Origin of the sequence: Amycolatopsis sp. DSM 110486 (assembly GCF_019468465.1) — a bacterium.
Lineage (GTDB): Bacteria > Actinomycetota > Actinomycetes > Mycobacteriales > Pseudonocardiaceae > Amycolatopsis.
Genome location: NZ_CP080519.1, coordinates 1,966,950 through 1,988,568, shown reverse-complemented (window position 1 = coordinate 1,988,568; position 21,619 = coordinate 1,966,950). Strand labels below are relative to the sequence as shown.

Here is a 21,619-nt window from a genome sequence, read left to right as displayed (position 1 = left end):
CACGATGCGGCGTTGTCTGGCCAGTACCACATAATTGCTGGTGGCAAACGGTGTCCGGTGACGACCGTGCGGTGCTTTCCGCACGGTGGATACAGTGGCAGCTGTGGCAGGACGGACTGGTGCTCAGCATCTGGGCGACGCGCTGAAGGCACTCGGGACCGAAGTCGTGTTCGGGCTCCCGGGAGTGCACAACCTGCCGCTGTGGGAGGCGTTGGCGGAAGCGGGAATCCGGATCGTCGGTGTCCGGCACGAACAGACCGCCGGGTTCGCGGCCGACGGTTATGCCCGCGCCACGGGAAAACTCGGTGTCGCGCTCGTGACGACCGGGCCCGGCGCGGCCAACACGCTCGGCGCCGTGGGCGAGGCGATGGCCTCGGCCGCGCCGGTGCTCGTGGTCGCGACCGACATCCCGTCCACACTCAAGCGCCCCGGCGTGGTGCGCGGCGTGCTCCACGAAACGTCCGACCAGCAGGCGATGTTCGCGCCGGTGACCAAGGCCGGGTTCACCGTCCACCGCGCCGACCAGATCGGCACCACCGTGCACCGCGCGTCGCGGCTGGCGCTGATGCCGCAGACCGGCCCGGTGTACCTCGGCATCCCGACGGACTACCTGCGTGAGATCTCGGAGCCGAGCGGACCGCCGAAGCCGCTGGCTGAGCGGGTGCTCGACCTGCCGGATCTGGCCCGCGCCGCCGAGCTCCTCTCCGGCGCCCGGCGTCCGTTGATCTGGGCCGGCGGCGGCGCCTTGCGTTCGGAGGCGGGCGAGGCCATCGGCAAACTCGCCGAACGCCTGGCCGCTCCGGTGATCACCACGTTCGCCGCGCGCGGGCTGCTGCCGCTCGATCACCCTTGCCTGGCCCCGAATCCGGTGCACGCCCCGGAGGTCGGCGAGCTGTGGGACGAGGCCGATGTGGTGCTCGCGATCGGCACCGACTTCGACGGCCTGATGACGCAGAACTGGCTGATGCCCGCGCCGCCCAAGCTCATCGCGGTGAACGTGGACGCGTTCGACGCGGGGAAAAACTACAAACCGGACATCACGTTGGTAGGTGACGCCCGCCGCGTCGTCGAGTCGTTGCGCCCGGCCAGCCGGCCGGGCCTCGACGAGCTGACCGTGCGGCTGGCGTCCATCGGCCGCCGCGTGCGCCAGCGCATCCGCACCGAGGAGCCGCAGGCGGCCGACTTCCTGTCCACTTTGGAGGAAGTGCTCCCGGAACCTGCCATGCTGGTCACCGACATGTGCGTGGCCGGGTACTGGATCGGGGGTTTCCACCGCGTGCGCGCGCCGCGCCGGCTGGCCTACCCGATGGGCTGGGGCACGCTCGGCTACGGCTTCCCCGCGTCGCTCGGCGCCGCCGCCACCGGAACCGGGCGCGTCGTGTGTGTAACCGGCGACGGCGGTTTCCTCTACGCGGTGGGCGACCTCGCGACGCTCGCGGAGGAGCAGCTGCCGGTGACGGTCGTGGTCGTCGACGACGGCGGCTACGGCATGCTGCGCTACGACCAGGACCAGGAAGGCCTGCCGCACCGCGGCGTCGACTGGGACAGCCCGGATTTCGTCGGCCTGGCGCGGTCGTTCGGAGTGCACGCCGACCGCGTGTCCGGGTTCGGACGGGCGTTCCGGCGGCTGCTGAGCGAGTTCATCGAGTCGGACGAGCCCAACGTGCTGGTGGTGCGGGCGAAGCTGAAGCCTCCGGTGAACACGTCCCCACGGTGGCCGCGGAAGCCGCGCTGATGGCGGGCCTGCGGGTCGGCGTCGACATCGGCGGCACGTTCACGGACCTGTGTGTGCTCGGCGAATCCGGGGTCGTCGCGGTCGGGAAGGTGCTCACCACCCACCGTGAGCCGGCTCTCGCGGTCGCCGAAGGCCTGGCCGGGGTGTTCGCGCGCACCGGGCTGGACTTCGGCGACGTAGAGCAGCTCGTGCACGGCACCACGCTGGTCACGAACGCGCTGATCGAACGCAAGGGCGCGCGCACGGCGTTGCTCGCCACGGCGGGGTTCCGCGACGTGCTCGAGATGCGCCGCGAGCACCGTTACGAGCTCTACGACCTGAGCCTCGAACTGCCCGAACCGCTGGTGCCCCGGTACCTGCGCTTCGACGTGCCGGAGCGGATCCTGGCCGACGGGACCGTCCACACGGGACTGGACGAGGAGTACGTCGCGCGGCTGGGCCGCGAGCTCGACGCGCGGGGCATCGACGCAGTCGCCGTGTGTTTCCTGCATTCCTTCACCAATCCCGCGCACGAGCGGCGCGCGGCCGAGGTGCTCGCACGCGTTGCGCCGCGGCTGCGGGTGGCGCTTTCGTCCGAAGTGGTGCCGGAGATCCGCGAGTTCGAGCGGACGTCGACCACGGTCGCCAACGTCTATGTGCAGGACCTCGCCGAGCGGTACCTGGCGGATCTGGCGCGCCGGCTGCACGAGCTGGGGGTGCGGCCCGCGCCGCACATCATGTTGTCCCACGGCGGGATCGCGACCGTCGAGACCGCGGGCCGGTACCCGATCCGCATCCTCGAATCCGGTCCGTCGGGCGGAGCGCTCGCCGCGTCCGCGTTCGGCGTCGGGGCCGGGGAACGCGAGCTGCTGGCGTTCGACATGGGCGGCACGACGGCGAAACTCTGCCTGGTCGCCGACGGCGCGCCTCTGGTGACGCACGAGTTCGAGGTCGGCCGCGAATACCGGCTGCTGCCCGGCTCGGGGCTGCCGGTGAAGGTGCCGGTGACCGACATGATCGAGATCGGCGTCGGCGGCGGCTCGAGACTCGGGTGGCGCCGGGCAGTTCCGCGGCGGGCTGGGGCAGCGGACCACCATGGGTCCGCGGGGCGATTTTCCCTGGAGTGTCAACGGGAACGTCGACCGGGTGCGGGCCGCTGCGTCCGGTGTGGACGGTGGTTCTCCCGGCGCCCTCGGCCGGTTCGGGCTGGTTTCCGGAGCTGATCTGCCCGTCAAGAGCCGCATCGCCTTGGCTCCGGACGCCGAGGTCGACGTCGTCCTGCCCGGTGGCGGCGGCTACGGCGACCCGCGGCGGCGCGCCGTGGCAGACGTGCTGGCCGACGTGGTGGCGGGGTACGTTTCCGCGGAGGCGGCGGAGTCCGTCTACGGCGTAGTGGTGCGGTACACCGGCGCGCCGGACGCGCTGGTCAGGCTGCCGGAGGACTACGAGGTGGCCGAACTTCGAGGGAGGGACTGAACGATGGCTCGGTTGGCCGGCAAGGTCGCGGTGATCTTCGGGGGCGCGCGGGGCATCGGCCTCGCCACCGTGAAGGAGTTCCTGGCCGAGGGCGCCGTGGTTTTCGCGAGCGACATCCGCGAGCCGGCTGCTCAGCTGGACGGCTACCGCCACTCACTCGTGGACGCCACCGACGAGACCGCGGTCAACGACTTCGTCGCGGGCGTCATCGAGGACACGGGCCGCGTCGACGTGCTGGTGAACAACGTCGGCGTCCACCTCGCCAAACCCCTCACGGAGACCACGCTCGAGGACTTCGACACCATCTTCGCGCTCAACGTCCGCACCGCCTTCCTCGGCACGCGCGCCGTGCTGCCCCACATGCTCGCGCAACGCTCCGGCAGCATCATCACGACGTCGTCCAACGGCGGCGTGATGGGCCGTCCGAGCGACCCGGTCTACAACGCGACGAAGCACGCCTTGGTCGGCCTCACGAAGTCCCTCGCCGTCGCCCACGCTCACCAGGGCATCCGCGCCAACACCGTCAACCCGGGCGCCATCGACACCGACATGCTCCGCTCGACGTTGGCCTCCCCCGACGACTTCGAGACCAAGCAGCACCAGCTCGTGGCCAGCACACCCGCAGCCCGCGTCGGCGAGGCCACAGAAGTCGCCAAGGCCATCCTCTTCCTGGCCACCGACGAATCCCGCTTCATCAACGGCGCCGTCCTCCCCATCGACGGCGCGAAGTCCGCCGGCGCGATGCCCTCGAACCGCTACAGCCTGGACTTCGACCTCGGCGTCCGCTGACCGCCGGCCCCAACGCGGCGTTGGTTGTGCCCGTCCTCGGCGCGCGCGTTGCTGTTCCCCCGTCGTGCTCCGAGGTCGCCGTGAAGACGTCTCGCAAACCATCGCCGCGTTGCGGGGCGCCGTAGTGGCCGCTGAACAGGACAGCGCTGGCTCCAGTGCTGACGTTCAAGCGCAGGACAGATATCCGTCCCCACAGGTATCGACGGTCCGCTACGATCAAGGCATGTGCTGCTGCGCATCCATGACTACAACCGCCGCTTAGCGGCGGTATCGCGGTTCCCGTAACCGCGGTCATTGCCTGCCCCACGTGGGGCAGTGCCAGGACGTACCGCCGGATCAGTGTCCTGCCGGCAGTCACTCATATTCCTGTGACGCCGGGTCGTCCCGCCTGATCAGGGAAGTCATGTCTCAGTCGCAGCGTTTCGATTCACAACACCCGCGTGCCGCCACCCTGCTCCTGATGGTCGGGCTCCCGGGGGCCGGGAAAACCACCCGCGCCCAAGAGCTTGCCGCAACCCACCGGGCACTGCGGCTGACCCCGGATCACTGGATGATCCCGCTGTTCGGCGATTCGATGGCCGACGGAAAGCGCTGGGTGCTCGAAGGGCGGCTCATCTCGGTCGCCCTACAGGCGCTGCGGCTGGGGACCAGCGTCGTACTCGACTTCGGGCTCTGGAGCCGCGACGAACGGTCGGCACTGCGCTGGCTTGCCCGGTCGGTCGGGGCAGCATGCCAGGTGGTCTACCTGCCCGTGGACAAGGACGTCCAGCTCGCCCGCATCGCGCGCCGCCAGGAAACAACACCGCATCAGACGTTCCCGATGAGCGAGGCCGATCTGGATGCGTGGCGGGAGCAGTTCCAGGTGCCTGACGCCGCCGAACTCGACGGGCGCAAGATTCCCGCCCCACCGGCGGGCTGGCCGAGCTGGCCGGAGTGGGCGGTAGACACATGGCCCTCGTGCACAGACAGCTAAGCCGCCCGGCGCGCCAATCGGTCACCAACCTTCGGCGATAGCGCTCACCTCAGGCGAGCGAGTTCTGCGGTCGGCTCGCATTTGTCGTGAAGCGTGATCAGCTCTGGTCCGAATCGGTCGATGTACGTGGCCGACCGTCAACGCAATCCAGCTTCGGGGTGCACACCCAACCCCAACACCCCTACGCCGGCGGTTTGATCGCGTGCCCCCCATTCCCCAACTTCTTCCTCCTCGCAAACCACCCATCCCTCAACTCGGCACCGAGCTCCTCATGCCGGGTGACCAGCACCCTCACCGCCTCCTCATCGGAAACGTCATACGGCGCGATCCCGTACAAATACGCCGTCGCATCCCTTTCCAAAGAAAACCGCAGCCGCACGTACTCGATCCAGTCGTCATGGAACCCCAGCACCGTCCGGATCGTCGTCGCGATCAACACCAGCGCTCCGGCGATCGCGCTGAACGCCACGTCCCACCGCAACGCCGCGAACACCGGCACCGCCGCCGCGCAGGCGACGCCGACGAACTCCGTGGTCACGTAGTGGATGCGGCTGCGGCGGGCGTGGTCGCAGAACCACGCCCACCGCCGCACGACCACTTCCGGCAGCGGTTTCCCGTTGCGGGTTCCAGTGATCATCCAGTGCTCAGCCGGCAGGGCCTCCGTCGACGCCATGCCGCATTCTCCCGCCGCGGCCTGGCGTGTGTGAATGGTTCGGACCGATTCAGCAGCTCACCGCCGCGTCAGCCCAGTCTGCGTGATCGGTGTTGTTCCCGTCCCCGCCATCCGTCACGACCAGGTCCAGCACCTGCACCCCACCCAACGGCACGTCGAGCGCCTGCGCCGCCGAGCCATGGCGGAACACGTCCGTCGAAGCCAGCGTCTTCCCATCCCCGCGGACCTCGAACGTCACGCTCCCCGTGGCGAACTCGTCATCGAGTCCGACGACCGAATGGAACGTCTGACAACCCCCACCCAGATACACCCGGACCAGCGAAGGCGCGTGCGCCCCAAGGCCATCCGAATACACCTGGCCGTTGATCGTGATCGGGTTCCCGTCGCCGGCCTGGTTCTCGCCGTTGCTGGTGCCCCGCTCGACCGGGCCCCAGCCGTTCTCAGTCAGCAAGAACGGCGCCTTCGACATCGGCGTCACTCCGGCAGCGAACGGTGTCACGACCGGTCCACTCGCGTCAGCCGACAACGAACGCCGCCCCCAGCCCGTGAAGTAGGTGGCTTTCGCCGACATCGCGACCTGTGCGCCCGGCTTCACGGGCTTCACCGTCACCGACCGTTCCCACGACTTACCCGGCGCAACTGCGGGCACGAGCACGTCACCACGCCCGTCGAGCTGCCAGCCGGACGGCGCCGACACCGTCACCCGAGCCGCGGCGAGCGGCGTGCTGCCGTCGTTGGTCAGTCGGACGTGAGCCGTGAACGGCTTCCCAGCAGGGAAGTACGATCCCGCGTCAAGAGACAACGTCGCCGCCGGTGCGGCAGCCGGGAACTTGGCCGGCCACACCCGGAACACCGCCGCCCCGTGGCTCGGCACGGTCGCCCGCAGCGTCCCGGCGCTCTCCGTCTCCGCACCCGTCCACAGGTCACGCACCCGGAAATCGCGCCCGGACAGACCGATCTCCGACGCGTTGCTCGACATCGTCGCGGCGGAAATCCCGCGGTTGAACAGCACCACCGCGGCCGAACCGTCGGACATCGGCTTGGTCCACACCTCGGTGTCGCCGTCGTCGCGGACCTTGTGGCCCTGCACGCCCGCCCAGTCCTGGTCGAGGGCGACGACGTCCTTGTTCGCCAGGATCGCCTTCGTCGCGGCCGGCATGGAGCGGACGTCGTTGCCCGCGAGCAGCGGCGCGTTCATCAGCGACCAGAGTGCGAAGTGCGAGCGGTACTCGGCGTCGGTCATGCCGCCGTTGCCGACCTCGAGCATGTCGGGGTCGTTCCAGCCGCCGGGGCCGGAGTACTTCTCGAGCCCCACCTGCTGGTCGAGGATGCCGGTCATGCTGGTCCAGTTGTCGCTGATGTCACCGGTGGTGCGCCACAGCTGCGCGCCGGAGGTCTTGCCCCACAGCCACGGCTGGTTCTCGCCCCACTCGCACAGCGCGTAGATCATCGAGCGGCCGGTCTTCTTGATCGCGTCGCCCATCTTCGTGTAGCGCTCGATGGCCGGGCGGCCCTCGTTGTTGCAGTTGTCGTACTTGAGGTAGTCGACGCCCCAGTCGGCGAAGGTCTGCGCGTCGACGTCCTCGTGGTCGAGGGCGCCGGGCATGGTCTTCGCGCAGGTCTGCGTGCCGGCGCTGGTGTAGATGCCGAGCTTGAGGCCCTTGGCGTGCACGTAGTCGGCCAGCGCCTTGATACCGCTCGGGAAGCGTTCGTGGTTGGGCTCGAACTTGCCCTCGGCGTTGCGGTTCTGCTCGGCCCAGCAGTCGTCGATGTTCACGTACTGGTAGCCGGCGTCGCGCAGGCCGCTGCTGACGATCGCGTCGGCGGTCTCGCGGATGAGGGTCTCGTTGATGTTGCAGCCGAACTTGTTCCAGCTGTTCCAGCCCATCGGCGGCAGCGCGCCGGTTTCCTGCTGGACGGCGTGCGGGGCGGCGGGGGCCGCTTCCGCGCTCGCCGGGGTGAGGGTGGTGGCCAGGCCGGTGGTCAGGCAGGCGACCGCCAGCAGGCCCACAAGACGACGCATGAATTCCTCCCGGAGTGCACAACTCAACTACTCAAAGCGGCACATACTTCCTCAAGAATCAACAGGAGTGAACGGTTCACGTCAATGGGCCGTTGGTAGGTAATCCGTTGGCCGGGAGGTAGAAAGGAGGCGTAGGTCCGCGACGACGCCCCGAGGAGCCGCCCCATGCCCGAGGTCCGCCCGCTCGACGGTCTCAAGGTCGTCGACCTCTCCCGGATCCTGGCTGGGCCGTACTGCACGCAGTACCTCGGCGAGATGGGTGCCGACGTCGTCAAGGTCGAGCCGCCCGGCCACGGCGACGACACGCGCCTGTGGGGCCCGCCGTTCGTCGGCGACGAAGCCGTGTACTTCCTTGCCGCCAACCGCAACAAGCGCGGGATCGTGCTCGACCTCAAGTCCGAACGCGGCCGCGAAGCCGTGCGCCGGCTCGTGGCCGACGCGGACGTGCTCGTCGAGAACTTCCGCCCGGGCACGCTGGAGCGGTGGGGCCTGTCGTACGCCTCGCTGTCCGAGCTGAACCCGCGGCTGATCCACGTGTCGATCACGGGCTTCGGCCAGACGGGGCCGTACCGCGACCGGCCGGGCTACGACCTCGTCGCGCAGGCGCTCGGCGGCGTGATGGGGCTGACCGGCGAGCCTGACGGCGCGCCCGCCAAGGTGGGCCTGCCCGTGGCCGACCTCAACGCGGGCACGTGGGCGATCATCGGCGTGCTGATGGCGCTGCAGGCTCGCCACACCACCGGGCGCGGCCAGTACCTCGACGTCTCCCTGCTCGACGCGCAGCTCGCCTGGCACATCTACGCCGCCGGTGCGCACTTCTACGACACCCCGCGGCCGCGCCGGATGGGCTCGGCGCACCCGAGCATCGTCCCGTACCAGGCGTACCACGTGTCCGACGGCTGGCTCGTCATCGCCGTCGGCAGCGAGAAGCTGTGGCGCGCGTTCTGCGGGGTTCTCGGCCTGGACATCGCGGAGGACCCGCAGTTCTCGACCAACGCGGCGCGGGCCGCGCACCGCGACGAGCTCAACGCGTTGCTGGAAGAAGTGCTGGTCACGCGCACCGTCGACGACTGGACGAAGGCCCTCGACGCGGCGAGCATCCCGGCCGCGCCGATCAACGACATCGACGACGTGTACGCCGACCCGTGGACCGCCGCGCGCGACCAGGTCGTGCGGCTGCCGCACCCAACCGTCGGCACCTACCTCGGCACGGGTTTCCCGGTGAAGGCCTCGGACACGCAGCCGCGGCCGACGTCGGCGCCACCGGTGCTGGGCCAGCACACGGCGGAGGTGCTCGCGGAAATCGGGTACTCGGAGTCGGAGATCGCCGAGTTCCTTTCGTTGTGACACAAGGAGGATTACATGGAGAACCCGCTGTGGCACCCGTTCGCGGACATGGGCGCCGTGGACGGCGACCGCTTCGTGATCACGCGCGGCTCGGGCTCGTACGTGTGGGACGACGCCGGCCGCCGCTACTTCGACGCCACGGCTTCGCTCTGGTACGCGAACTTCGGCCACGGGCGGCCTGAGATCACCCAGGCCGTGACGGCGCAGCTGGAGAAGCTGGATTCGTACAACCTGTTCGGGTATTACGCGAACGAGCCGGCGTTGGAATTGGCTTCGCGGCTCTCTTCGCTTGCTCCGGTGCCGGGTTCGAAGGTGTTCCTCGGCTCCGGCGGTGGTGATGTCGTCGACACGGCGGTGAAGATCGCTCGGGCGCACTTCGTCCACACTGGACGGCCGGAGAAGACCCACATCATCGGGCGGACGCAGGGGTACCACGGGACGCACGGGTTCGGTACGGCCGTGGGCGGGATCCCGGTGAATGCCGAGGGGTTCGGGCCGATGCCTTCGGGGTTTTCGCATGTGGCGTATGACAGTGTTCCGGCGTTGGAGGCCGAGATCCTGCGGGTGGGGGCGGATCGGGTTGCCGCGTTCTTCTGTGAGCCGGTGATCGGTGCCGGGGGCGTGTTGTTGCCGCCGGAGGGGTATCTCGAGGCCGCGGTGGAGGTTTGTCACCGTTACGGCGTGCTTTTCGTGGCGGATTGCGTGATTGCCGCGTTCGGGCGGTTGGGGACGTGGTTCGGGATTGATCGGTGGGCGGTTCGGCCGGATATGGTGACGACTGCCAAGGGTCTCACCGGTGGGACCATTCCGTTGGCCGCGTTGCTGGTTTCGCCGGAGGTGGCGGCGCCGTTCTTCACGGGTTCTGCCGGGGCTCCTGTTTTGCGCCATGGGGCTACTTATGCGGGGCACCCGGTGGGTTGTGCTGCTGCGTTGGCGACGTTGGACATTTATGAGAAGGACGGGTTGATTCCGCGGGGGAGGGATCTGGAGAAGCCGTTGGCGGACGCGCTGGCCGGGGCGGCTGAGCATCCGTTGGTCGCGGAGGTTCGGGCTGGGCTGGGGTTCTTGGCCGCGGTGGAGCTGTCGGCGGAGGTACTGGCGGCGGACCCCGGGGCGCCGGGGAAGTTGCAGCGGCTGGTGCGGGACGAGGGGGTTTTGGTGCGGCCGTTGGGGAAGGGGATTGCGATGTCGCCGCCGCTGGTGGCGGGGGACGAGGAGCTGGATTTGCTGGCGGCGGCCATTCCTGCGGCACTTTCTCGGCTGCAGGCTTAGGTTTCCGCTCGTTGCGGGGCGTTCCGCGTTGGGGCGCCCTTTCCTGCGTGGTCGCGTTCGCCGGCGGTCAGGTAGAGGACGGCGTAACAGGCCAGCCAGTGTTCGACCATGTAGTCGCTGCCGCTGACGTGGTCGAGCTCCGGGTCCGCGTGGGCTTCGGCGGCGGAGGCCAGGAGGGGTTGGCGCGGGTCGGCGGCGGGGAGGCTGTCGGCCAGGCGGAGCCAGCACCAGGCGCGGCTGAGGTTGAGGCCGCGGAGGTGGGCGATCTGGCCGTCGCTGTCGTCGGACACCGTGGCCGGGGTGAGGAGCGCGGCCGGGAGCTGGGGGAGGAACCGGTCGAACCAGGCTGCGAAGTCTTTTGGTGGCAGGAGGCCGGCCTGCAGCTCCGCTTCGGTGAGGGCGGGCGACAGGAAATCGGCGCCGGAGGGTTCCCAGTTGGCGGGGTAGTCGGCGTCGGTGCTGAACCAGTGGGTGGCGGCGTCTTGGATGGCGGTGAGGAGGGCTCCGTCGCCGGCTGCGGCTTGGCTTCTGGCGTAGGGGAGGGCACGGGAAAGACCGAAGGCGCTGTTGTTGTGCGCGCCGGTGCGGATGGGGTAGGTCTGTTTGGGGAGCCATTGCAGGAAGGCGTCGGTGACTGCGGCCGACAGGGGTGCGAGGTTGGCCGACCAGGTTTGGGCGTCGGGGTCGTCGCAGGTGGCGATTTCGTGGTGGAGCATGAGGGCCCAGCCCCAGCCGTAGGGGCGGGCCCGTGATCCCTTGGTCCGGAACGTCTCGGCTTCGCCTTCGAGGGCGTCGGCGGTGAGGTGCTCGTTGAGTGCGGTCCGGATGTCGTCGGTGGGTACTGCGTCTGGGGTTGTGCGGAGCAGCCGAACCAGGAGCCAGTGCATCTCGACGCAGGAATGCCAGTCGTAGCAGCCGTAGAAGGCTGGGTACAGGTCGCGCGGACGGTTCGGGAAGTCCCCTGGGAACCGCATCGTGCTGCGGATGTCGTTGGGGAACTCTTTCCTGATGTTGCGCAGGGCGGCCGCGCTGTACGCGGCGGCTCGGGAAAGCAGCTGGGTCTCTCGCCGGGACGTCATGGGTGTGCGGGCCTCCTGCCACTGGACGCTTCGGGCCGGTCGTCATTGTCTCCGGCCTACGGACGACACGCATCACCCCACACAAGCGGGTCTGACCGCAAGATCCTCAGCCACACCGCCCACAACTTGCCACGGTGGGCGGCAAGTTGTGGGTCCGATGGGCGAGTTGCCGCACCTGATGGCAAGGTGCCGGACTTGTGGCAAGCCTGAAGGCGAGATGGCAAGCCTCGCGCCTCTTGCCCTGCCATTGCCTCGGCAACGTGCGACATCCGGTGGCAAGGTTCCGCACCGATTGGCAAGGCGCCATGGATGTGGCATGACATCGAGGTGTGCCACAGCCACAGCCACCGCCACTGCCTTTGTCGTGGCAAGACGCGGCGGGCAGCGGCGAGGTTCCGCGCGGATTGGCAGGGTGCCGCGTCAAGTGGCAAGAGGTCGCGCCGGTGGCGTGGCGCTGAGGTGGATGGCAAGTGTTGTTCGCTTGGCATGTGCCGTTGCTGTGGCGATGTGCGGCTTGCGGTGGCGAGGTGCCGTGCTGATTGGCGAGGCGCCTCGCGGAATGGAATGGGCCAGCGCGGAGTGGCATGTTTCCGTGCTGAATGGCATGGACCAACGTTGAGTGGCACGTGCGCGGTGGGGATGCTTTTGGTGGAATCCGCTGGCCTTGGTCCCGTAGCCTGTGACGGAATGATCACGGGGAGGGGTCGCAAGTGAGCTTCACGGCGGTGGCGGACACGCTGAGGACGGCGGGCAGATCCGCTGGTGAGAAGGTGGTCGGCCTGCGGGGCGCGGACTGCGCAGAACCGGTGGGGCAGGTGGCCGGGGCTGTGCCGGGAGGGCAAGCGGCGGCTGCTGCGGGTCGGTTCCGCGAGGCCTGGGCCGTGACGTTCACCGAGTGGTGCACCGAGGCTCAGCGATTCGCCGACGGTCTGATCACCGCTGCTGATCGGTACCAACAGGGTGACCATGCTGCGGCCGGGGTGTTCCCGGCCGCAGCGCCGCCGATGCGCGGGCCTCGCTGATGGTGTCGCTGGCCGATATCAGGCGATGGAACCCCGGCGCGTTGGGGGAGATTTTCTCGGTCCTGCAGGTCCGGGCCCAAATGCTGGTCCATTCCGGGGACGACTATGGGAAGACACTGCCGGTTGAGGGGTGGAGCGGACCGGCTGCCGATAATGCGGCGGCTCAGCATCGCGCGCTGATGCGTGGCCTGGACACGATCGCCGGTGGCGTGTCCATCCTGGGAAAGACGCTCGGGCAGGCATCCGATGCGATTACGGGTGTTCAGCACGCGTTGGCGGACGCCGAGGAACTGGCCGGCAAGTACGGGTATCAGATCACCGACGCCGGTGGCGTCGTCGACACCTTCGCCGGCAAGCAGGTGCCACCCGACCTGCACCCGGCAGACCGGGACCGTGTCCATTCGCAACTGACGATCGACCTGGCGCAGGTCCTGCGCACCGCGAACGATATCGACGCCGATTTGGCGTCGGTGCTGGACCGGGCAGCGGCGGGCCAATTCGGCACCGGCGATGAATCCACCGTCGCCGCCGCCGCCGACGGGGTGAAAGACCCCGGTCTGACCTTGCCCGAGCCGCCACCGAACGCGACCCCCGCACAGAACGCCGCCTGGTGGGCCACCCTCTCCAACGCCGGCCGGGACATTCTGATCCGGGACCGCCCCGGCGCGATCGGCGCGATGGACGGACTGCCCGCCACCGATCGCGACCGGGCGAACCGGGTCGTGCTCGACCGGGACTATGCGGACCTGCAACATCAGCGGGACGACATCCGCCATCGGTTGGACGGAATGAAACGCAGCGACCCGCAGCAGCAGGAAGAGTACGAAGATCTGGAAAAACAGCTCGACACGCTGAACGGCAAACTCACCGGCATGGACCAGATCACAAGCCGCCTGGACCACTCCCTGCCCGGGCAGCCGCCCGCCTATTTGCTCGGCATCAACCCTGCCAATTCCGGGCAGGCCATCGTCGCCATCGGCAACCCCGACCATGCGGTCAACGTCGCTACTTACGTCCGCGGCACCACCGCCGGACTCAACGACGGCATGTCTACGGATATTTACCGATCGGATTCGATGATGCACACGGCGACCCAAATGGGGTCGCCGTCTACATCCGTGATCACCTGGGTGGGGTATGACGCGCCGCAGAGCATCATCCCGGACGCGGCCAGCACCAGTTTCGCAGACAAGGCCGAACCCTCGCTCCGGCACTTCCAAGACGGGCTCGGAGCTGCGCACCAGGGGCCGATGAACACCACCGTCATCGGCCACAGCTACGGCACGACCGTCGTCGGGCAAACCGCCCGTGACCTCGGCCTGCCCGCCAACAACGTCGTCATGGTCGCCAGCCCCGGCGTCGGCGTTGAACATGCCAGCCAACTCCACCTCGACGGCATGCCACAAGACCAAGTCGGCCAGCACATCTACTCCACCAAAGCGCCCACCGACCCCATCCCCATCGCCACCAACTTCGACAACCCCATGGCCGACGGAATCGACCCCCTCGGCCCCGACCCCACCACCGGATGGTTCGGCGGGCAACGATTCGATTCCAACCCCGGCAACCCTCTCACCTCTCACAGTGACTACTGGAACAGGGATTCAGACTCACTCGCCGCCATGGGCAAGATCATCGCCGGGAACAAGCCATGATGAACAAGACCGTACGAAAATCTCCACGACTGCTCTTGCTCGCCGTCTTTGGAGTGTTGCTGTTCACCTCGATTTCCTGTGGAGGCGCGCCCATGCAAACCACCCAGTCGGCCGAGCAAGCTCAGCAAAGCGTGCTGAATTTCGTGCATGCTGCAGCGGCGGCTTCCTTCCCTGCGGGATATAAGCTAACTGAGCTGCCACTCCAGCCGATGCCATGCACGGACAATTTCGATCATGAGACCGGTCAGGTCAGCGTCGGAATAACCTACTGGGTTGACGGGCCGGATCGTGCGCACAACAACGACTACTATGGGAAGCTTGTGAAATGGTGGTCCGACAATGGTTGGTCGGTCCGCGCCGATACCTGGCTAAATAAGCATTTCGTCAACGCGAGCAGTAAAGAAGGCTACCTTATGAGCCTTACCGCCACGACGACTGGAAACGTCCTCGGTCGCCTGAGTATTGGAGTCAGTTCTCCCTGCGTGTGGCCTCACGGGACACCTGAAGCTAAGTCCTGATTTCCGAAATAGCGTCTATTCGAAAATTGTTGATCGCATGCTGGATGGCCGCAGCATGCGTCCTCAAACGTCCCGATCGGGTGGTCGGCAGGGAGGCGGTGGCAAGTGCAGTGCGCTTGGCATGTGCCGTCGCTGTGGCGATGTGCGGCGTGAGGTGGCGAGGTGCAGTGTGGAGTGGCATGGGCCGGCGTGGAGCGGCATGTGCCCGCGCGGGATGGCTTGGGCGGTCCGAGTGGCGAGGTGCTGTGCAGGTTGGCGAGGCGCTGCGCGAGATGGCATGGCGCGCGCCAGAAGGCATGGCGCCGCGCGGTGGTGTGGACCGGTGTGGAGTGGCAAGTTCCGCGCGGAGTGGCAAGGGCGGTCCGCGTGGCAAGGGCGCGGTTACCGCGAAGGCTCGGCTGCCCCGCGCCAGCCGAGCCGAGCCGAGGCCAGAGGTGGGTAGGGCCAAGGTGGCCGGCATGTTCCCGAAAGAAGCCGGCCAGACCGTCAGCCGATGCAGAATTCGTTGCCTTCCGGGTCCGCCAGTGTGATCCAGCGGTTCGGCCCCTGGGACCCCCGGTGCAGGAACGTCGCACCCCTGGCCTGCAGTTTGGCGAACTCCTCCTCCATGTTCTCCGAGCCGCCGACGCGGACGTCGAAGTGGAGGCGGTTTTTCACCGTCTTGCCCTCCGGCACCTCCTGGAACAAGACCCGCCGCGACGTCTCCGGGTGTGAGATCGCGGCGCCCGAGCGCCAGACCAGGGCGCCGCGGTGCACCGTGGTCTCGTCCTCCGACGCGTAGCCCTTGGCGATCATCTCGCGGATGAAGGCCTCGTCGCTGGGTTCGACAGCCCAGCCGAGCGTCTCGGCCCACCAGTCGGCCTGGGTGTGTGGTTCCGCGGAGTCCACGGTCACCTGGAAGTCATACGCCATACCGGGACATTAACGACCGACCCCGACATTTTCGGCAGCTCGGACTCGCCCGGCACGTCGGTGAACGCCCACTTGTCCACGCCGCCGCCCATGATTTCGGCGTAGCGGCGGGCGCCGTCGGCGTTCGCGAAGCGCACCTGCTGGCCGTTGGTGAGGTGGGTGATCTTGACTGCCACGCTGCCTCCAAACGCTGAAAACCGAGAGTGCCGGCCCGCGGAGCTTCCCCCTCCGGGGCCGGCCCGACCAGTAGAACACGTGTTCGAAGGCGCTCGCAAATCGGGTCCCCCTCGTGGGCGACGTATGTCCCCCGGAGGGGTAACACCGCTGGTCAGCGAATCATCGCGAGACGCGGCCAGTGGTCCAGCCCGAGCGCGGCCTCGTGCTCGCGGATGGTGCGCAGCGAGGGTCCCCACGATGACTCGAGAAGCTCCCGGAAGCCCAGCCGCGCGTAGTACGGAGCGTTCCACGGCACGTAACGAAAAGTCGTCAAAGTCAGTGCCGGCAGACCACGGGCACCAGCCCAAGCGGCGGCCGTCTCGATCAGCTGCCGTCCCAGCCCCCGGCGCGCGAAAGACGGCAGCACCGACACCTGCTCGACGTGACCATTGCCGTCCACGACGTCCGCCACCAGATACCCCGCCACGACACCCGAGACATCCACCACCCAGCACCGCCTGTCGACCTGGTACGGCTCCAGTTCTGCCACCGAAAACGGTTCGTCATCCGCGACGGCCGCCATCCCCAGGTCGCGGAACGGCTCCCCGGCCGCGCGTTCGAGCTCACCCAGCAGCGGCAGGTCAACAGCAGTGGCGAGCCGGATCATCCCCCATTCCTACCCGCTACACCGAATACGACGAAACTGCTTTCTTGATGCGCTCGGCATACACCTGCAACGCGCTGATCGCCTCGGCCCGGGCGGCGTCGCTGATGCGCGCGGCGGGCCCGACGAGCGAAAGCACGCTCGGCCGCGTCCGCCCCGTTTCCACCGGCACCGAACACGCCCACACACCGTCTTCGATCTCGCCCCAGCTCTGCGCGTAGCGGTTCGCCAGGGCGAGCTTCAGCTCCTCGCGCACCTCGATCCCGTGTTCGCGCGCGATCTCCGCGACGCGCTGCTCGCGTTCGCCGTCGGGCAGCAGCGCGAGCAGCATCTTGCCGGTCGCGCCCGCGCCGAGCGGGATCGAGTGCCCGGGCTGGAACGTGAACCGCATGGCGCGGTCGCATTCGACCCGATCGGTGCATACGGCCAGGTCACCGAAGTGCTGGAACAGCAAGATCGTCTCGCCGAGCTCGCGCGACGCTTCCTCCATGGTCGGGCGGGCGATCCGGGCGACGTCGTTGGCCAGCCGCGCGGCGCGCGCGAGCGGCATCACCTGGCTGGTCACGTGGTAGCGGCCCGAGCGGGCCTCTTCGAGCAGCTGAAGTTCCTTCAGTAACTGCACGTAGCGATAAGTCGTGGCGACCGGGCTGCCGATCACCTCGGCCAGCTCCGCGACGCTCGCTTCCCACCGGTGCTCGGAGAACGCGAGCAGCACCTGCAGAACCTTGCGCGAACTGCTTGTGCCTGCCGTTCGGCGCGGGCCCGCGGAGCTTTCTTCGGAAGGCGGCATTCGAATCCTCTTCGTGGTCTGCGACCCGACTCGCGAACACGACAGGTCAGTAAATTACCACATGGCCGGAACAATCGCGCGCGGCGAATTCACCGGAATGATCACGGTCGGCTATTCGGCCCGTTTCCCGGTGACCAGGAACGGCGTGAGCAACCCCGGCACCGTCGCGTCGGCCAGTGCCAGTCCGGCGCTTTCTCCGACGTCCACCACGTGGTAGCGGCCGCGTCCCGCCGCGATCGGCGCGACCACCGTGACGAGCCCGGCGCGCCGCTGGAACCACGAGCGTTCGACGACGATCCCGGTCAGCCCGTCGCGCCGCACCGCGACCGTCGTGCGAGCCAGCGAACCCGAGCGCGTGACGAGGTAGCGGCCGGCCAGCGCGTGGCCCAGCGTGCGGTAACGGTCCCAGCCCACCAGCACCGCGAACGGCGCCAGCACCAGCGCGAGCTGCCACGGCCAGTCCGGCAACGCGCCGGCCCACGCCAGCCCGAACAGCGCCGCCGCCGGCATCAGCACGCTCGTCAACGCCCGCGTGATCCGCCGGTTCAACGCCTGCCGCGGGTGCCGCACGAGCGCCGCGCGAGCCACGTCCTCGCCCAGCACCTCGCCCGCCACCTCCTGCGCGCGTCCCAGCGGCGCGGGCGGCAGCAGCAGCCCGCCGCCCTTGTCGGCGCCCTTGCCTTCGCGCAGGCCCGCGGCCACCGCCACGCACTTCGCGCCGCCCGCGATCCGCAGCGGCAACGGTTCCTTCAGCTCGACGCCGCGCAGCCGGTCCTCCTCGATCGACACCGACCGCGTGGTGATGAGCCCCCGCCGGATGTGCAGCGTGCCGCCAGGCTCGCGCGTGAGGCGGAAATTCCAGAACGACAGCACGTAGCCGCCCACCGAAAGCACCGACACGAGCAGCAGCAGGCCGATCGCCGCCGTGACCACGGTGAGCCACAGGGGTTCCTGCGTCACGCGATCGGCCAGCTCGCGCAGTGGCCCGTAGCGCACCGGGTCGAGGTTCAGCTCGTGCGCGAAGTGGTAGACGGTGCCGAGCATCGCCCCCACCACGGCGATCCCGGACAGCGTGAACGGCGCGTACCGCAGCCACTTCCGGTCGACGGCCGCCACCAGCTGCTCCGGTGGCGCCACGACGTCGGCCGGCACCGTTTTCCGGTGCAGTAGCAGGGTCCGCAGCCGTTGCGCCTCCTCGCGCGTGACGGCGTCGAGCACCAGTTCGTCCTTGCCCGGGCCCTTCCCGTGCGAATGCCGCCCGGTGCCGATCCGCACCGCGGCCAGGGAGAACAGGCGGTGCTTCGGCTCCGACACCACGTCGACGGTGCGGATCCGGTCGCGCGGCACCGCCCGCTGCTTGCGCAGCAGCAGCCCGGTGCGCCATTCCACCTGCGTCGCGGTGACGCGGTAGCGCGAGGTGAGGCAGTGCGAGATGCCGGTGGCGATCGTCAACGCCGTGAACGCGAGCCCGATCCACTGCCAGCTGTTGCCGGAGCCCAGCACGAGCGCGCCGACGAGCACCGGCAGCGACCGCACGAGGTCGAGCACCGGCCGGATCAGCAGCATTCGCAGGTCGAGCCGGTGCCAAGGTGCTTCCGCTGTGCCTTCGTACGCCTGCGTGGTCGCCGGCAACGCCGCGCTCACGTGGCGTCCCCGCGCACGGCCTGCGTGGTGCGCGTCAGTTCGTCGGCCAGCGCCACGGCGCGGTCGTGGTCGAGGCCGGAGATCCGCAGCGGCCCCGCGGCCGACGCCGTGGTCACCGTGATCCGGGCCAGCCCGAACAGCTGTTCCAGCGGGCCGCGCTCGATGTCCACGGTCTGGATCCTCGAAATCGGCGCGATCCGCCACTCCTGCTTGAGCCAGCCCGACTGCGTGTACACGGCGTCGGAGGTGACCTCCCACCGGTGCACGCGGTAGCGCCACTGCGGCATCACGAGCAGGTGCAGCGGCCCGAGCACGCAGCAGAGCACGAGCGTCACCGAGAGCCACGACGGCGGGTCGTCGCTCGTGGCCACCACCACCGCCTGCACGCCGATCACGACGAGCCAGGCGATCGCGGCCGACGCCGTCCAGTGGCCGATCGCCTTGCGGCTCACCCGATGCTCGGGTGGCCGAAGGCTGAGGCTCAGTTCTTGTGCGGTCACCTGCTCAGCGTGCCTGAACCGCGGTGACCGTGGCCACGACAAGTGTCACTGTGCCCCGATCCGGGGCCCCGGTGAGTGCGTGGCGTTACTATTTCCGCCGCGGGCGGGATGGATTCGCGGTGATGTCGCGTTGAAACCCGTCGGCGATCCGACCAAAAGTAGGCGGATGCCCAAGGTGACGTCACCGGGCGTGCGGGCGGTTTCGGCCGTGACTGTGGTCGGATCGCCAACGAACAACACAGTACGTCTGTGCACGACAGCGAGCAGCAGGAGGATTCCGGTGGGATTCGATCCCGAGGAACTGTACGAGGTGGACTCGGACGTCCCCGACCTGGACGGAGCCGTGCTCCTGCACTTCTTCGACGGTTTCATGGACGCGGGCTCCACCGGCAGGCTCGTCACCGACCACCTGACGAACGAGGTCGAGAACCGCGTGATCGCGCGCTTCGACGTCGACCGCCTCATCGACTACCGCTCCCGGCGCCCGCCGATGACCTACGCGGTGGACCACTGGGAGGACTACGAGGCCCCTGAGCTGGCCGTTCGCCTCCTGCACGACACCGACGGCGTGCCGTTCCTGCTGCTGTCCGGCCCCGAGCCCGACCACGAGTGGGAGCGCTTCGCCACCGCCGTGAAAAGCCTGGTGGAGCGCTGGGGCGTGCGCCTGACCGTCGGTTTCCACGGCATCCCGATGGGCGCCCCGCACACCCGTCCGCTCGGCGTCACGGCCCACGCCACGCGCGAGAGCCTCATCGGCGGCGACCACCAGCCGCTGCCCAACCGCATGCAGGTGCCCGGGAGCGTTTCCGCGCTGCTGGAGTACCGCCTCGGCGAGTGGGGTCACGACGCGATGGGCTTCGCCGCCCACGTGCCCCACTACCTCGCGCAGTCGGCCTACCCGTCGGCAGCGCTGCTGGTGCTGGAGTCCGTCGAGCGCGCAACCGGCCTGCACCTGCCCGACGGTGAGCTGCGCGTGGCCGCGCAGGTTGCCACCGCCGAGATCGACCGCCAGGTCGCCGAGTCCGACGAGGTCGCCGACGTCGTGCGCGCGCTGGAGCGCCAGTACGACACGTTCGTCGAAGCCTCGGGCCGCGACAGCCTGCTGGCCGAGTCGCAGGAGCACATGCCGACGGCCGAGGAGCTCGGTTCGCAGTTCGAACGCTTCCTGGCCGAGCAGGGCGGGGACTCACCGGAACGCTGACGCGCCGGCGGGTGCCCCGCTGGCGTCGGTCTCAGTCGCGGGCCCGTCTGCGCCCGGTGCGATACGCGATCGCGGCCGAGCGGACCGTCTGCCAGGCCCACCACATTCGTGTCGTCATGGTCGCCACCATCCCATGATCGGCCCTGGGGGTTTCGGGCAAGCTGCCCGTAGGGGTGCGGCGGGTGACGTTCGGGCCACGGGCAGCCACCTCGCCCGCTGATCGGTACACAGTGGACGCTTGCCGTTACCGGCTGGTAAACCGGCCGCCTCGATAGAGTGCCCGGTTGTTGTATATCGTCCCGGGATGAACCAGCCGCACCAAGATCGTTTCACGGCAAAGACTTTGGGCGGGGCGCTGCGGCGGAAAGCCGGCCTGGTGCTGCGCCGGGTGGCCACCCGCCTGCATGACCCGTACACCGAACAGTTGAACCAGATCCGCGACGAGCTCCGCGAGGAGATCGTCCGCCAGGGTGACCGGTTGCTCGACCGGGTGGTGGAGTTCGAAATCCGCAGCCGCCGCGACATCGTGTACGCCGGCGACCAGGACGCGGCGCTCGAGAGCAACGTCTTCGCCCGCGAGAACCTCATCGGCGCCCGCCACTTCGGCAGCCCGCCCGAGACGCTGAAGTTCGCGTTGTCCCTGGCCCCGAAGGGTGGGATGGCGCTCGAGTTCGGCGTCGCGTCAGGCAACACACTGCGCACCATCGCCGCTGCGCGCGGCGGCGTCGAGGTCTACGGCTTCGACTCCTTCGAAGGCCTGCCCGAGGCGTGGCTCAACGGCATGCCCGCCGGCGCCTTCGCCCGCGAGGACCTGCCGGACGTCCCCGGTGCGGAACTCGTCGTCGGCCTCTTCAACGACAGCCTCCCCGGATTCCTGGAGAAGCACCCGGGTCACGTCGATTTCCTCCACGTGGACGGCGACCTCTACAGCTCCGCGAAAACCGTGCTCGACAACGTCGGCCCGCGCCTGCGCCCGGGCAGCATCGTGCACTTCGACGAGTTCTTCAACTTTCCCGGCTGGAAGCGCCACGAGTACCGCGCGTGGATGGAACACATCGAGAAGACGGGCATCGAGTTCACGTACGAGGCCTATACGTACAACGACAACCAGGTGACGGTGCGGATCACGCACGTGCCGGGGTACGAGGCTCCCTCACACGACGAGGTGTCCGCGGACCAAGCCTGACGCTTGCCGCGAGAAACGCCGGATT

The 21,619-nt window shown here is 68.7% G+C and carries 19 protein-coding genes and 2 pseudogenes; 12 read left to right on the top strand and 9 right to left on the bottom strand.

The features are described from left to right. Window positions 1–103: 103 nt before the first annotated feature. The 6 genes and pseudogenes from K1T34_RS09615 (at window position 104) to K1T34_RS09595 (ending at window position 4,952) form a co-directional block, all read left to right on the top strand. Window positions 104–1,735, top strand: coding sequence for a thiamine pyrophosphate-binding protein (locus K1T34_RS09615; protein ID WP_220243933.1), 1,632 nt, complete (start codon window positions 104–106; stop codon window positions 1,733–1,735). Further along, window positions 1,735–2,757, top strand: a pseudogene (locus tag K1T34_RS09610) (hydantoinase/oxoprolinase N-terminal domain-containing protein); the annotation flags it as partial. The gene K1T34_RS09615 and the pseudogene K1T34_RS09610, both read left to right, overlap by 1 nt. Before the next feature lie 52 nt (window positions 2,758–2,809). Beyond that, window positions 2,810–2,962, top strand: a pseudogene (locus K1T34_RS54650) (hypothetical protein); the annotation flags it as partial. Beyond that, window positions 2,963–3,190 carry a hypothetical protein gene (locus K1T34_RS54645; RefSeq protein WP_370643869.1) on the top strand — a complete coding sequence of 76 codons (228 nt, stop codon included), beginning with the start codon at window positions 2,963–2,965 and terminating at the stop codon, window positions 3,188–3,190. It abuts the pseudogene before it with no gap. A gap of 3 nt (window positions 3,191–3,193) precedes the next feature. After that, a complete protein-coding gene (locus K1T34_RS09600) occupies window positions 3,194–3,979 on the top strand; it encodes an SDR family NAD(P)-dependent oxidoreductase (RefSeq protein ID WP_220243932.1) in 786 nt (261 codons plus the stop codon). Window positions 3,980–4,382: 403 nt separating this feature from the next. After that, on the top strand, window positions 4,383–4,952 hold the full coding sequence (locus K1T34_RS09595; protein WP_220243931.1) for an ATP-binding protein: 570 nt from the start codon (window positions 4,383–4,385) through the stop codon (window positions 4,950–4,952). A 181-nt stretch (window positions 4,953–5,133) separates the two neighbouring features. Here K1T34_RS09595 and K1T34_RS09590 read toward each other — a convergent pair whose 3' ends face one another. Beyond that, window positions 5,134–5,589 carry a DUF4231 domain-containing protein gene (locus K1T34_RS09590; RefSeq protein WP_255638745.1) on the bottom strand — a complete coding sequence of 152 codons (456 nt, stop codon included), beginning with the start codon at window positions 5,587–5,589 and terminating at the stop codon, window positions 5,134–5,136. Between the two features lie 85 nt (window positions 5,590–5,674). Continuing rightward, the gene (locus tag K1T34_RS09585; RefSeq protein WP_220243929.1) at window positions 5,675–7,648 is read right to left on the bottom strand and encodes an NPCBM/NEW2 domain-containing protein; all 1,974 of its coding nucleotides are present in this window, start codon (window positions 7,646–7,648) and stop codon (window positions 5,675–5,677) included. Window positions 7,649–7,813: 165 nt separating this feature from the next. On the opposite strand from K1T34_RS09585, the gene K1T34_RS09580 reads away from it, so the two are divergent. Together K1T34_RS09580 and K1T34_RS09575 are read left to right on the top strand one after the other, a co-directional pair. Beyond that, the gene (locus tag K1T34_RS09580; protein WP_220243928.1) at window positions 7,814–8,995 is read left to right on the top strand and encodes a CaiB/BaiF CoA-transferase family protein; all 1,182 of its coding nucleotides are present in this window, start codon (window positions 7,814–7,816) and stop codon (window positions 8,993–8,995) included. 15 nt (window positions 8,996–9,010) lie between these two features. Then, a complete protein-coding gene (locus tag K1T34_RS09575) occupies window positions 9,011–10,267 on the top strand; it encodes an aspartate aminotransferase family protein (RefSeq protein WP_255638424.1) in 1,257 nt (418 codons plus the stop codon). Here the strand turns inward: K1T34_RS09575 and K1T34_RS09570 are convergent. Continuing rightward, on the bottom strand, window positions 10,264–11,346 hold the full coding sequence (locus K1T34_RS09570) for a DUF2891 domain-containing protein (RefSeq protein WP_220243927.1): 1,083 nt from the start codon (window positions 11,344–11,346) through the stop codon (window positions 10,264–10,266). The genes K1T34_RS09575 and K1T34_RS09570 overlap by 4 nt on opposite strands. Before the next feature lie 1,021 nt (window positions 11,347–12,367). Here K1T34_RS09570 and K1T34_RS09565 point away from each other — a divergent pair. Beyond that, complete coding sequence (locus K1T34_RS09565; RefSeq protein WP_220243926.1) at window positions 12,368–14,023, top strand: alpha/beta hydrolase; 1,656 nt, start codon at window positions 12,368–12,370, stop codon at window positions 14,021–14,023. Then, window positions 14,020–14,541, top strand: a complete 522-nt coding sequence (locus K1T34_RS09560; protein WP_220243925.1) for a hypothetical protein — start codon at window positions 14,020–14,022, stop codon at window positions 14,539–14,541. The genes K1T34_RS09565 and K1T34_RS09560 overlap by 4 nt, the downstream gene beginning before the upstream one ends. Window positions 14,542–15,027: 486 nt before the next feature. On the opposite strand, the gene K1T34_RS09555 is transcribed toward K1T34_RS09560, so the two are convergent. The 6 genes from K1T34_RS09555 to K1T34_RS09530 all read right to left on the bottom strand — a co-directional run bounded on the left by K1T34_RS09555 (window position 15,028) and on the right by K1T34_RS09530 (window position 19,207). Continuing rightward, window positions 15,028–15,453 (bottom strand): VOC family protein, encoded by a 426-nt coding sequence (locus K1T34_RS09555; protein WP_220243924.1) that lies wholly within the window; start codon window positions 15,451–15,453, stop codon window positions 15,028–15,030. Then, on the bottom strand, window positions 15,432–15,629 hold the full coding sequence (locus K1T34_RS09550) for a hypothetical protein (protein WP_220243923.1): 198 nt from the start codon (window positions 15,627–15,629) through the stop codon (window positions 15,432–15,434). Before K1T34_RS09550 ends, K1T34_RS09555 begins: the two co-directional genes overlap by 22 nt. A gap of 152 nt (window positions 15,630–15,781) precedes the next feature. Continuing rightward, the gene (locus K1T34_RS09545; protein ID WP_220243922.1) at window positions 15,782–16,276 is read right to left on the bottom strand and encodes a GNAT family N-acetyltransferase; all 495 of its coding nucleotides are present in this window, start codon (window positions 16,274–16,276) and stop codon (window positions 15,782–15,784) included. A 16-nt stretch (window positions 16,277–16,292) separates the two neighbouring features. Beyond that, the gene (locus tag K1T34_RS09540) at window positions 16,293–16,988 is read right to left on the bottom strand and encodes an IclR family transcriptional regulator (protein WP_255638423.1); all 696 of its coding nucleotides are present in this window, start codon (window positions 16,986–16,988) and stop codon (window positions 16,293–16,295) included. A 186-nt stretch (window positions 16,989–17,174) separates the two neighbouring features. Continuing rightward, on the bottom strand, window positions 17,175–18,629 hold the full coding sequence (locus K1T34_RS09535; protein WP_220247082.1) for a PH domain-containing protein: 1,455 nt from the start codon (window positions 18,627–18,629) through the stop codon (window positions 17,175–17,177). Window positions 18,630–18,703: 74 nt separating this feature from the next. After that, a complete protein-coding gene (locus K1T34_RS09530) occupies window positions 18,704–19,207 on the bottom strand; it encodes a PH domain-containing protein (RefSeq protein WP_220243920.1) in 504 nt (167 codons plus the stop codon). Window positions 19,208–19,487: 280 nt separating this feature from the next. Here K1T34_RS09530 and K1T34_RS09525 point away from each other — a divergent pair, with 280 nt between their 5' ends. Next, entirely contained in the window at window positions 19,488–20,408 is a 921-nt protein-coding gene (locus K1T34_RS09525; protein ID WP_220243919.1) for a proteasome assembly chaperone family protein, read from the top strand. A 304-nt stretch (window positions 20,409–20,712) separates the two neighbouring features. Beyond that, on the top strand, window positions 20,713–21,594 hold the full coding sequence (locus K1T34_RS09520) for a class I SAM-dependent methyltransferase (protein ID WP_220243918.1): 882 nt from the start codon (window positions 20,713–20,715) through the stop codon (window positions 21,592–21,594). Window positions 21,595–21,619 lie beyond the last annotated feature (25 nt).